Annotated in this window: 9 protein-coding genes; 6 read left to right on the top strand and 3 right to left on the bottom strand. The window is 68.3% G+C overall.

Translation table 11 applies throughout. The features are described from left to right. Positions 1-253: 253 nt before the first annotated feature. Positions 254-1,819 carry a sigma-54 dependent transcriptional regulator gene (locus BLU04_RS05155; protein ID WP_093283081.1) on the bottom strand — a complete coding sequence of 522 codons (1,566 nt, stop codon included), beginning with the start codon at positions 1,817-1,819 and terminating at the stop codon, positions 254-256. 200 nt (positions 1,820-2,019) lie between these two features. On the opposite strand from BLU04_RS05155, the gene BLU04_RS05160 reads away from it, so the two are divergent. The 5 genes from BLU04_RS05160 to BLU04_RS05180 all read left to right on the top strand — a co-directional run bounded on the left by BLU04_RS05160 (position 2,020) and on the right by BLU04_RS05180 (position 7,848). Further along, positions 2,020-3,204 carry a HAMP domain-containing sensor histidine kinase gene (locus BLU04_RS05160; protein WP_093283084.1) on the top strand — a complete coding sequence of 395 codons (1,185 nt, stop codon included), beginning with the start codon at positions 2,020-2,022 and terminating at the stop codon, positions 3,202-3,204. Between the two features lie 53 nt (positions 3,205-3,257). Further along, a complete protein-coding gene (locus BLU04_RS05165; RefSeq protein ID WP_197673038.1) occupies positions 3,258-4,976 on the top strand; it encodes a methyl-accepting chemotaxis protein in 1,719 nt (572 codons plus the stop codon). A gap of 81 nt (positions 4,977-5,057) precedes the next feature. Continuing rightward, entirely contained in the window at positions 5,058-5,447 is a 390-nt protein-coding gene (locus BLU04_RS05170; protein ID WP_093283094.1) for a hypothetical protein, read from the top strand. A gap of 69 nt (positions 5,448-5,516) precedes the next feature. Next, positions 5,517-6,068, top strand: coding sequence for a hypothetical protein (locus BLU04_RS05175; RefSeq protein WP_093283097.1), 552 nt, complete (start codon positions 5,517-5,519; stop codon positions 6,066-6,068). A 181-nt stretch (positions 6,069-6,249) separates the two neighbouring features. Next, positions 6,250-7,848, top strand: coding sequence for a PEP-CTERM sorting domain-containing protein (locus BLU04_RS05180; RefSeq protein ID WP_093283100.1), 1,599 nt, complete (start codon positions 6,250-6,252; stop codon positions 7,846-7,848). Here BLU04_RS05180 and BLU04_RS05185 read toward each other — a convergent pair. Further along, positions 7,845-10,145 carry a Tex family protein gene (locus BLU04_RS05185; protein ID WP_093283103.1) on the bottom strand — a complete coding sequence of 767 codons (2,301 nt, stop codon included), beginning with the start codon at positions 10,143-10,145 and terminating at the stop codon, positions 7,845-7,847. The two genes, BLU04_RS05180 and BLU04_RS05185, sit on opposite strands and share 4 nt — an antisense overlap. 121 nt (positions 10,146-10,266) lie before the next feature. Between BLU04_RS05185 and BLU04_RS05190 the strand changes: the two genes are divergently transcribed. Further along, on the top strand, positions 10,267-12,183 hold the full coding sequence (locus BLU04_RS05190; RefSeq protein ID WP_093283106.1) for a penicillin-binding transpeptidase domain-containing protein: 1,917 nt from the start codon (positions 10,267-10,269) through the stop codon (positions 12,181-12,183). A gap of 21 nt (positions 12,184-12,204) precedes the next feature. Here the strand turns inward: BLU04_RS05190 and BLU04_RS05195 are convergent, their stop codons facing one another. Further along, entirely contained in the window at positions 12,205-12,531 is a 327-nt protein-coding gene (locus BLU04_RS05195; RefSeq protein WP_093283107.1) for a zinc ribbon domain-containing protein YjdM, read from the bottom strand. Between the last annotated feature and the right edge of the window lie 37 nt (positions 12,532-12,568).

The following is a 12,568-nucleotide window of genomic DNA, read 5'->3' on the forward strand; positions in this document are numbered from 1 at the left end:
GCTCCAGGAAGCAGCGGATTTTAATCCAGTGAGGAGACAAGGCGCGGGGGAAGCGCGTTCGCCTAGTTCAGGCCCTCAGAAGGGGAGGTCACGGAGGGGCGAAGCCCCTCTGTGGCTATAAAGCGGGTCGCCTCCAGCTGTACAGGGTCGACCGCGCAAGCCCCGAAGGGCTGCCCCGCCTCATGGCCTTCAAGAACGCGATGCGCAAGGAAGAAGCATCCAAGGAGCAGTTTCCTCTCCCTGGTGTTTCCCCCTAAGTCCGCTCCGCCGCTTCCGTCGTCTCGTCGGTTTCTTCGGCGATGTGATGGAGTGTCAGTTTTTCGCGCAGGGTCTTCCGATTGATGCCGAGAATTTCGGCGGCGCGGGTCTTGTTGTTCTTCACCCGCTTCAGGACGCGGAGGATGACCTCGCGCTCGACCTGGGCGAGGAGGGGCGCGGGGGGGGCCGAGGCTCCGGCCCGCTTCGGTTTCAGGTGCCGGTCGAGGAGGTGCTCGACGAGGGCGTCGAGGCCGCCTCTCTCCTGGGGCTCGGTGGCCGCGAGGGGAAGGGCGGCCACGTCGAGCGCCTCGGAGACGGGGAATTGGGGGAACGGCGCGATCCTTCCCGCGCCCCTCTCCTCGTCCGAGGGACGGGCGTTTCGCCGCACCGCGTCGAGGAGGGCGTCGACGCCGAGGACGCCGCCGTGGACGAAGAGGGCGGCCCGCTTCACGGTGTTCTCCAGCTCGCGGACGTTCCCGGGCCAGGGGCGGTCGCGCAGCCAGGCGAGGGCCTCGGGGGCGACGCGGTGGACGGGCTGCCCGGCCTCCTCGGCCTGGCGGCGGAGGAAGAAGGCGACGAGCTCGGGGATATCCTCCCGGCGCTCGCGCAGCGGGGGGAGATAGAGGGGGGCGATGTTGATGCGGAAGTAGAGGTCTTCCCGGAAGCGCCCGGCGGCGACCTCCTCCTCCAGGTTCCGGTGGGTGGCGGCGACGATGCGGACGTTGATCTTCACCGCGGCGTTGCCGCCGAGGGGCTGGATCTCCTTTTCCTGGAGGACGCGGAGGAGCTTCGCCTGCATCGGGAGGGGGAGCTCCCCGATCTCGTCGAGGAAGAGCATGCCGCCGCTGGCCTGCTGGAAGCGGCCGATGCGCCGCGCCTGCGCCCCGGTGAAGGCCCCTTTCTCGTGGCCGAAGAGCTCGCTCTCGATCAGCGTCTCGGGGATCGCCGCGCAGTTGATCGGGACGAAGGGCTGGTTCTTCAGGCCGCTGTAGCGGTAGAGGGCGCGGGCGATCAGCTCCTTGCCCGTCCCCGTCTCGCCGAGGAGGAGGACCGGGACCGGCTGCCGGGCGACGCGGCCCACTTCCTTGAAGAGCCGGAGCATCGCCGGGCTGCTGCCGACGATGGGGGAATCGTCCTTGCGGATCTTCTCCGTCGGCAGGGCGACGGCCTCCTTCGACATGGCCCGGCTCGCCATCGCCTTGCCGACGGCCTCGAGGAGCTGGGTCCGCTCGACCGGCTTCAGGAGGTAATCGAAGGCGCCGTGGACCGTCGCCTCGACGGCGAGGTCGACGCTGCCCGAGGCCGTCATCAGGAGGATCGGGCGGAGGGGGTCGCGGGCGCGGACGGCCTTCAGGAGGTCGAGGCCGTTGCCGTCGGGGAGGTGGACGTCGCTCAGGATCACGTCGGGATCGCGGCGTCGGAGTGTCGACTGGGCCTCGGCGACCGAGCTGACGACGCGGACCTCATACCCCGCGGCGACGAGGACGCGGGTGACGCTGGCGGCGAAATCGGGCTCGTCCTCGACCAGCAGGATGGAACCGGCACTGGAGGTGCGTTGCATGGTGGATGGAACCCTTCCTGGTGAGGTGCCTCGCGGCACATTTTAAATCGACGATCGAGCGACGACCCGGCCTAAAAAGTATCGCTTTCGTTCAAACGATGCAATCACAAGAAATGGACGAAAATCACAACATGCTGATTACAAGCTTGATATGACTATATCCGAATCTTGGCACGAAAGATGAACACTCTCTTGCGAATATGAACGATTTGTCGACCCCCTCTCACGGCCCGCGCACCACGCCCCCCGCCATCGCCCGGGAAATCCGCAAGCTCGCCGCCCAGATCCTCCTGGTCGAAAACGAGCCCGACCTCGCCCGCGCTTTCTCCGAGATGCTTCGCAAGGTCGGCTACCGTGTCGTCGTCGCCGAAGACGGGGTGAACGCCGTCGATTTCCTGAAGGAGGCGACCCCCGACCTCATCCTTTCCGACATCGAGATGGGCGGCCTCGACGGCTGGAACCTCCTCCGCTACGTCCGCTCGACGCCGAAGCTCGCCGCGACTCCCGTCATCTTCCTCACCGGCCTCTCCGGCGAGGAGAAGGTCCGCGAGGCGATGGCCCTCGGTGCCGACGACTTCCTCAAGAAGCCGATCGACCGGAAGACCCTCCTCGACGCCATCGCCAGCCGCCTCGGCCGCGCCCAGAACTACCGGGAGGCGTGCCAGGGCCGCCTCCGCCGCCAGAAGGACTTCGTCTCCCTCATCGCCCACGACCTCGGCGGCCCCCTCACCACCTTCCGCCTCGGCCTCGACATGCTCGCCCTCGATCCCGAGAAGAAAACCCACGACGCCCTCCCCATCGACGCCCTCCAGGGCGCCGTCGAGAGCATGACCCGGATGGTCGAGCGCCTCGTCCTGATGGCCCGCGATCCGGGCGACGACATCCCCCTCCAGCTCCGGCGGACGAACGTCGCCGACCTCTGCCGCCGCGCCCTCCGCCACGCCCTCGGCGTCGACGGCGTCGGCCGGGGCGCCCTCTGCAACATCGAGGCCGATCCCACCGACCACGCGTGGATCGATCCGACCCTCGTCGAGCAGGTGATCTGCAACCTCCTCTCCAACGCCTTCAAGTATTCCCCCGAAGGGAACCCCGTCACCCTCACCGCCGAGTTCGGCAGCGGCCACCTCCGCTTCGAGGTCGCCGACACGGGGAGCGGCATCCCGGCCGACGAGATCGAGCGGCTCTACCAGCCCTTCTTCCGCTCGACCCGCCATCGCCACATCGCCGGGAACGGCGTCGGCCTCTTCGGCGTGAAGCTCCTCGTGGAGCGGCACGGCGGTCGGATCGAATGCCAGAGCCTCTCCGGCGTCGGCAGCCGCTTCGTCGTCCTCCTCCCCCTCGGCGGGCCGCGCGCCTGCGAGGGCGGCCTTCCCGGCTCCAACTGATTTCCTTCCGCTCCGTCCCACCCCCCACCCCCCAAACCGCAAAATCCCCCACCATGAAAAACTGGACCCTGACCCAACGCATCGCCCTCAATTCCGCCCTGCTGTGCCTCGTCATCGCGGGCATCTCCCTCTTCGCCGTCGAGGGAATCCTGAACCTGAAGCAGCTCGGCCTCAGCCTCTCCGAGGACTCGATCCCCGGCGTCCTCACCGCGCAGAAGATCGTCAACGGACGGCTGCGGACCGACACCCTCCTCCACAAGATCGCCCTCGCGAAGAGCCCCGAGGAGATCACCGCCATCAAGGCGGAGATCGACAGCGTCGGCGTCACCGTCAGCCAGGCCGTGAAGGACTACCAGGGGACCATCTTCGATGCCGCCGACAAGAAGAACTTCGACGCCCTCCAGGCGACCCGCGACACCTACAAGGCCGCCAAGCAGCAATACCTCGACACCGTCGCGACCAATCGCGAGGCCGGGCTCGAGCTCCTCGAGACCCGCGTCGGCCCCGCCGGCCTCGCCTACCAGAACGCCGGTATCGCCCTCCTCCAGTTCAACGCCGACCAGGCCTCCCAGCGCGGCGCGAAGCTGAAGGCCCTCGTCGCCACCCTCGTCGAGTGGATCGTCGGCGTCGGCAGCGCCGCCATCGCCCTCGGCATCGTCCTCTCCGTGACGAACGTCCGCTCCATCTCCCGCGTCCTCCGCGCCGTTTCCGACACCCTCCACGCCGGGGCCTCCCAGGTGGCCTCCGCCGCCGGGCAGGTCGCCTCGGCCAGCCAGGCCCTCGCCGCCGGGGCGAGCCAGCAGGCCGCCTCCCTCGAGGAGACCAGCGCCTCCGTCGAGGAGATCGGCAGCATGACGAAGCGGAACGCCGACGGCGCCCGCACCGCCCGCACCCTCTCCGGGGAGAACCGCGCCGCCGCCGCCGAGGGCGCCGCCCGCACCGCCGAGCTGAGCAAGGCGATGGAGACCATCCGCGAGGCGAGCGCCGCCATGGCCTCGACCATCAGCGGCATCAAGACGTCGAGCGACGACGTCTCGAAGATCATCAAGACGATCGACGAGATCGCGTTCCAGACGAACATCCTCGCCCTGAACGCCGCCGTCGAGGCGGCCCGCGCCGGGGAAGCCGGGGCCGGGTTCGCCGTCGTCGCCGAGGAAGTCCGCTCCCTCGCCCAGCGGAGCGCCGAGGCCGCGAAGGAGACCGCCCGCAAGATCGAGGTCTCCGTCGAGCAGAGCCACCGCGGCGTCGAAGCCAACGCCCGCGTCGAGGCCGGGATCGCCGAGATCGCCCGCACCGCCCAGTCGGTGAGCGAGAGCCTCTCGAAGATCGAGACCGGCGCCCGCGAGGTCGACGCCCTCGTCGCCCAGATCGACAACGCCTCCCGCGAGCAGAGCGAGGGGCTGAGCCAGATCGGGACCGCCGTCGCCGAGATCGACGGCGTCACCCAGAAGACCGCCGCCGCCGCCGAGGAATCGGCGAGCGCCGCCGAGGAACTGAGCGGCCAGTCGGTCGAGCTCCAGAACGCCGTCCGCACCCTCGTCCTCCTGGTCGACGGGGCGAAGAAGGCCGGTGCCGAAGTCGTCGCCTCCTCTTCCGCCTCGGCCATCCGGGGCATCCCGATGAACGACGAGGAGCGCCGCCATCATCAGAATCATTCCCTCCGCTTCGAGCGGGAGCGGACCGGGGTCGCCTCCCTCATCCCCACCCACGCGATCAGCGGCGGCCGGAACCTCCGGCGGCAGACCGCCTTCAAGGCCGAGGCCGGGAGCTGATCGGAAGAGAGATCACCGGGCCCGGGCTCATCGCGCCCGCCTTGCAATCGCAGGGCGGGCGCGTTAGTTTTCGCTCCCGCCATGATCAGCCAAGGATACGTCGCCATCTTCAAGACCCCCTTCGACAAGGAAACCGTCGGTGCGTGCGTCGCCTCCTGGCTCACCCGCTTCGACGCCGTCGAGCAGGTCGCCCCCCACACCGGCGCGGGGACCGGATTCACCCTCTCGGTGAAGGAGCCGAAGGACGTCATGTACGGGTCCGATTCCCTCCAGTTCCGCGTCCTCCAGGCCCCCGATTTCGCCTGGGTCTACCTCACGATGGGCCGACGCGCCATCGAGACCAGCGCCCTCCCCCATCCCGATCTCTCCCTCCCCCTCGACCTCCTCCTCGACCTCCCCGGCCTCGCCGAAATCGTTCCCGATTACGAGGACGGACGGCTGACGGAGCTGGAGCAGGAAGGGTTGCTGTAAGGCCGGGAGGCGGTCGCCTTCCAATCCCGAATAGGTTGTCTCTCCCCTCCGGTCGGCTATCCTGAGGAAATGACGGCACGCCTCCCGGTCCTTCTCCTCTGCCTCGCGCCCTTCTTCCTCCGCGCGGCGGAGCCGTCCCCCCTGATGACGATCCCGCCGGGCGACTATGCGCGGGAAATGGGCGACCAGACGTTGAAGGATCCCGCCGGGGGCCGCCATTTCTCGGCCGACGTGAAGGGGTATGTCGTCGTCGTGATCTTCTCCGTTCCCGATCTCAGCCAGGGAGGCCGCCAGAAAAAGTGGGCGAAGTTCCTTGCCGAGGAGGGGGCGACCCGCCTCCCCCGCGCGGTCAAATTCGCCCTGATCGAGGACATGGCCCAGTCGGGCCTCTCCGGCATGGCCCGGGACGAGATGAAGAAGGAATTCGCCCCCAAAGCGCGCCCCCTCCTCCTGCTCGACGAGACGGGCGCGATCACCCACGGCTTCGGCATCCCCCGGGACCGGACCCAGGTCCTCGTCTACGACAAGAAGGGCCGCCTCCGCCACGTCGAGACCGCCAACCCGACCCCCGAGAGCGCGGGCCGGGTCCGGCAGATCGCCGCCCTCCTCCTCGCGGAATAGCCCTGCGCGGGCGATTCCCGGCCCCTTCCCCTTCCCGGCTCCCCCGTGCCCGGAGCAATGTTTAGACAAACGGATGTGTTTCCGGAACCGGTCCCGGTTCCTCGTCACGGTACGCGAGCTAAAAGGCGTATGTTGAAATCACAACTTGTCGGCAAAGAGTTCGCCCAACCCTTCCCTCCCTATGAAGCATCTCGCCCGAAAGCTCCTCCCCCTCGCCGCTCTCCTGGCCCTGGCCATTCCCGCCCGGGCGACCGACGGGATCTGGTACAACACCACCACGACCGGCACCTTCAACTGGTCCGACGCTGCCAATTGGTACCAGAACGCCGTTCCGAACGGCGTCGACGATACCGCGCTCTTCGCCTACGGCGGGACCGGGACCCAGACCATCAACGTGGGCACGGTGACCCTTGGCGGTATCCGCATCACCAACGGAATCCCCTTCTTCGCCGCCGGCGGGACCATCACCTTCCAATCGTCGACGGGGACGGCCACGATCGAAAATACGGTCAACGGCACTTCCTTCAATACGAGCCTCGTCTTCAACTCGGCGACGACCGTCGACACCGGTTATTTGGACTCGCTCATCTTTCAGACCTCGATGACCGGGAGTGGCGTAATCACCAAAGTCGGCTTGGGGACCCTCGATATCGGGAACTACAGCAGCACCAATTATTCCGGCACCATGGTGATCAACCAGGGAGGGGTCTGGCTCACCCCCAACGGCACCTCCTTCGTCAACGCCACGGTCACGGTCAACAACGGCGGCACCCTGACCGACGGCAGCAGTTACCATCAGAACTCGATCAACGGCCTCACCGTCAACGAAGGCGGCATCGTCAATCTCGGCAACACGACGATCAACGGCACCTTCGACATCACCGGGGGGACGGTGAAGGGTTCCGCCGGTTACGGGCTCTACGCGGGAACCGCGACCACGATCAACGTCCACGCGGACAGCGTCCAGTCGGTCTTCTCCGCCGAGATCGACACGACCTCGGCGCTGACCTTCAACGTCGAGCGGGGGACGACCACCGGGTCCGATCTCAACTTCAGCTCCGCCTTCAAGGCCGCCTCGACGACGGGGATCACGAAGACCGGCGCGGGGATCATGCAATGGTCGGCGACCAGCACCACGGCCTATACCGGGACGACGACCGTGAAGAACGGCACCCTCCAGGTGACCGGCCTCATCGCCTCGACCGGGGCGACCAAGATCATCGCCGATACCGGAGTGAACGCCGTCCTCACCGGCACCGGCGACGGGAGCACCACCGGGAAGATCAACGGGGCGACGACGATCGGCGGCGGCCTCGGCACCTCGATCGTCGACGCGGGCTCGACCGGCGACGGCTCGACGACGATCGGGACGATGGTCTTCGCCACGACGCTGGCCTTCGGCACGAACTCGACCCTCCGCTTCGAGCTCAACAGCACCACGAAGACGATCGACTTGCTGAAGGTGACCGGCGCGGCCTCCCTCGGCTCCGGCCTCGCCCTCCTCAGCGGCTCCGACCTCGGGAACAGCGCCCTCACGCTGGGGACCAAGTTCACCCTCCTCAGCGCGGCGAGCGTTTCGGGCACCTTCCAGGGCCTCGCCGAGGGCTCGACCTTCACCCTCGGCAGCAATCTCTTCCAGATCAGCTACCTCAACAACGCCGTCACGCTGACCGCCGTCGCCGTGCCGGAGCCGTCGACGTGGGTGCTTCTCGGGCTGGGCAGCCTCGCCGTCGCCCGGGTGGCGCGGCGGAAGGCGGGCGGCCTGGCCGCCTCGGTCTAACGCTTTCCCTTCGAGAGGGCCTCGGTGAACCAGTCGTTCCCCGTGGAACGGCCTCCGCTGCCGAAGCCCGAACCCGGGCGGCCTCCGTCGCGTCCCTGACCGCCGGTCGGGGCGGGGCGCGGGCCGCCGGGGGAGCTCTTCCCCGTCGCGGCTGCCCCGATCAGCGGGGCGGCCTTCATCGAGAGGGCGATCCGCTTCCGGGGCAGGTCGACGTCGGTGACGGTGACCATGACTTTCTGCTGCACCTTCACGACCTCGGAGGCGTCCCGGACGAAGTGGTCAGCGAGCTGGCTCACGTGGATCAGGCCGTCCTGGTGGACGCCGATGTCGACGAAGGCGCCGAAGGCGGTGACGTTCGTCACGATGCCGGGGAGCTTCATCCCCGGCTTGAGATCCTCGATCTTCTCGACCCCCGCCTCGAAGGCGAAGACCTCGAATTGCTGTCGCGGGTCGCGGCCCGGTTTCGCGAGCTCGGCGACGATGTCGTTGAGCGTCGGGAGGCCGACGGCCTCGGTCGCGTAGCGGGAGAGGTCGAGCTTCCGGCGGAGCCCGGCGTCGCGCATCAGGTCGGAGACCGAGCAGCCGAGGTCCTTCGCCATCGCGTCGACGAGGTCGTAACGTTCCGGGTGGACGGCGCTGGCGTCGAGGGGGTGCTCCCCCTCGCGGATGCGGAGGAAGCCCGCCGCCTGCTCGAAGGCCTTTGGCCCGAGGCGCTCGACCTTCTTCAGCTCGGCGCGGGACTTGAACGGCCCGTTCGCGTCGCGGTGGGCGACGATGCTCCCCGCGAGGGTCGGGCCGAGGCCGGAGACGTAGGTGAGGAGCTGCTTGCTCGCGGTGTTCAGCTCGACGCCGACGCCGTTCACGCAGCTCACCACGACGTCGTCGAGGCTCCGCTTCAGCGCGGGCTGGTCGACGTCGTGCTGGTATTGGCCGACGCCGATCGACTTCGGGTCGAGCTTCACCAGCTCGGCGAGCGGGTCCATCAGCCGCCGCCCGATCGAGACCGCGCCCCGGACGGTGAGGTCGTGGGTCGGGAATTCCTCCCGCGCCACGTCGGAGGCGGAGTAGATCGACGCGCCGCTCTCGTTCACCATGACGATGGGGATCGTCAGCTTCAGGAGCTTCACGAAGGTCTCGGTCTCCCGGCCCGCGGTGCCGTTGCCGATGGCGATCGCCTCGATCTCGTACTTCCGGATCATGCTCAGCAGCGCCTCGGCGGCGTCGCGCCGTTCCCCGGCGGAGGAGGCGGTCGGGTAGACGACGTCGTGATGGAGGAGCTTCCCCTGCCGGTCGAGGCAGACGATCTTGCAGCCGGTGCGGAACCCGGGGTCGATCGCCAGGACGCTCTTCCGCCCCAGCGGCGAGGAGAGGAGGAGTTCGCGCAGGTTCTCGGCGAAGACCCGGATCGCCTCGGCGTCGGCCTTCTTCTTCGAGTCGAGCCGCATCTGCCCCTCGATGGCGAACATGAGGAGCCGCTTGTAGCTGTCCTGCACCGCCATCCGCACCTGCTCGGCGGCGGGGCCGCTCCCCTTGACGAAGAGCGGCTCCAGGAGGCGGAGGGCCTCCTCCTCGGCGACGGTGATCCGCATGAGGAGGAATTCCTCGGCCTCGCCCCGCCGCATGGCGAGGAGGCGGTGGCTCGGTACCTTGGCGAGGGGCTCGCTCCAGTCGAAGTAATCCTTGAACTTCGCCCCGGCCTCCTCCTTCTCGAACATCACCTTCGACTTCACGATGCCCTGCTTCTCGTAGAGCTCGCGGAGTTGGGCGCGGGCCGTCGGGTCGTCGCTGACCTGCTCGGCGAGGATGTCCCGCGCCCCGGCCAGCGCGGCCTCGGCGGTCGCCACGCCCTTCTCGGCATCGACGAAGGCCGCCGCCTCGGCCAGCGGGTCGGTCGTCGGCTGCTGCGCGAAGAGGAGGAGGGCGAGGGGCTCGAGCCCCTGTTCCTTCGCGATGGTTGCCTTCGTCCGGCGCTTCGGTCGGTAGGGCTGGTAGATGTCCTCCAGGCGGGTCAGCGAGTCGGCTGCGGCGACCGCCTCCTTCAGCGCGTCGGTGAGGAGGTTCCGCTCGGTCAGCGACTTCACGATCGCCTCGCGCCGCTGGTCGACCTCGGCGAGGCTGATCAGCCGGTCGCGGATCGTCGTGATCGCGACCTCGTCGAGGGTGCCGGTGACTTCCTTGCGGTAGCGGGCGATGAAGGGAACCGTCGCCCCCTCGGCGAAAAGCTGGGCCGTCGCCAACACCTGCCGGGGCTGAACCTTCAGCTCTTCGGCGATCTTCTTGATATAAAGTTCGTTCATGAAAAAGGAGCCTCGTTTTTATCAAGCGGGGGCGGGAAGTACCAGCCCTATCGGGCGGGCTGACCCGGTTCACCCGATTCCCCTGATTTGCGCAAAAGGCCCTTAGGAGGGAGAGTATCGCATGCCTTTCCCCGTCCCGACTCTACGCCGTGCCGCAAGGGCCTCCGTCGTCGGGCTGATTTTCGCCCTTCCCGGCCTTGCCCAATCCCAGTCCGCCGCGCCCGATCCGAGTCCGATTTCGGCTGCGGCTGCGGCCCCGGCCTCCGTTCCCGCTCCTTCCCCCGCGCGCGACGCCGACACGCCCAACCCGATCCCCCGGATCATCGAATACCGCCTCCCGGCGCTCCGGGGAAACATCGTCACCTCGGAGGGCGATCTCCTCGCCTCGACGGTGGCGACGCAGAACCTCGTCCTCGCCTGGCCCTCGCTCAGCCTCGTCTCGACCGCCGAGGCGGCCTCCGCCTGGGCGCAGCCCGAAATCGCCCGCGCCGCCCAATGGCTCGGGACGCCGCCCCCGGCGGCCCTCACCGACGACGTCCTCCAGAAGCTCTATGCCTACCGCCGCTTCCAGCCGATTATCGTCTCGGAAAGCCTCACCCCGCAGCAGATCGCGGCGTTCCCGGCCAGCGGCCTCGCCCAGGCGGGCTTCGCCCTCCAGGACACGTGGCGGCGGAGCTATCCGATGGGGGACCTCGGCGTCCACCTCGTCGGCACGGTGAAGCGGACTCAGGCGCGGAGCCGCGGCCCCTACCACCAGGGCGAGGTCGGCTACAGCGACTACAAGGGCGGCTCCGGCCTCGAGGAGGCGTTCAACACCGCGCTGCGCGGCACCGACGGGAGGATGACGATCCGCACCACCGCCGACGGCCTTCCCCAGAGCACGACGATCCCCGTCCCGCCGACGGCGGGGAACACCGTCCGCACCACCCTCCGCACCCGCATCCAGCAGGAGGCCGAGAGCACGATGAAGGCGGTCCCGCGCGGCGCGATGATCATCCTCGACGCCCGTACCGGCGACGTCGTCGCCTCGGTGAGCCGGCCCGGCTACGATCCGAACGCCTTCCTCCCCGCCGTCTCCCCCGAGCTCTGGAGCCGCCTGAGCGAGGACCCGGCCCGGCCCCTGCTGAACCGCGTCACCTTCCAGCAGCAGCCCCCCGGCTCGACCTTCAAGCTCGTCACCTCCCTCGCCGCGCTCCGGGCGGGGGTCCTCGACCCGAACGACAAGTTCACGACGAACGGGACCTACAAGGTCGGCAACGTCGAGTACCACATCCCCGACGAGGTCGGCACCTACGCCTACCGGGAGGCCCTCGCCCACTCGATCAACATCTACTTCTTCCGCCTCGGCCTGATGGTCGGCCGGGACAATCTCGTCAGCACGGCGAAGGAACTCGGCATCGGCCGCCCCACCGGCTTCGTCCTCGGCGACGCCCCGGGCCGGATGCCCGACGAGGCCTACGTCCTGGCCAACCACCAGCGGAGCTTCGGCCCCGGCGACGTGACGAACACCGCCATCGGCCAGGGCGACGTCCTGATGACGCCGATCCAGATCGCCCACCTGGCCGAGCTGATCGCGAACGAGGGGGCGGCCTTCGAGCCCCGCCTTGTCTCGGCGATCGAGGACGGCGCGGGCCATCCGGTCCAGGAATTCCCGCCGAAGCCCGAGCCGGTCTTCCCCCTTCCCGCCGCCGACTGGAAGACGCTGAAGAGCGCCATGCAGGCCGTCACCGAAATCGGGACCGGGGTGAAGGCCCTCCCCGACGGCACCCGCCTCTCCGGGAAGACCGGGACGGCACAGGTGGGGACCAAGGAGGAACCCCGCCAGATCGCCTGGTTCATGGGTTACGTTCCCTCGGACAATCCCCAATACGCCTTCGTCGTCATGGTCGAGGGGAGCAAGAAGGAGAGCCTCTGGGGGGCCGACGCGGCGGCGCCGCTGATCAACCAGGTCTTCAGCGTTGTTTACGCGAAGCGGGCGGTGCCGATCGGGGCGGTGCCCGATACGACGCAGAACGACGGCGCGCCCCGCCCGCAATAAGGCGGCAGGTCGTTTAGGCTGTCAGACTTTCTTCACGAAGCAGGCCTTCAGGCCCATGGCGATGCCGTCGATCTTGCACGAGATCTCGTGATCGCCGTCGACGAGGCGGATGCCCTTCGTCTTCGTCCCGCCCTTGAGGACCTGGGAGGAACCCTTCAGCTTCAGATCCTTGATCAGGGCGACGATGTCGCCGTCGGCAAGGACGGTCCCGTGGGCGTCCTTCACGACGCGACCCGCCGCCGCTGCCTCCTCGCGCGGCCATTCATGCCCGCAGGTCACACACTCCCAACGCTCGGCATGATCGAGGACTTCGGTCATCTCACACATCGGGCAGGCGGGGTGGCTCATAGAGGAGGGGAGCCTAGGGCCTGCCAGACGTTTTGGA

The sequence above is a fragment of the Verrucomicrobium sp. GAS474 genome (assembly GCF_900105685.1).
Taxonomy (GTDB): Bacteria; Verrucomicrobiota; Verrucomicrobiia; order Methylacidiphilales; family GAS474; genus GAS474.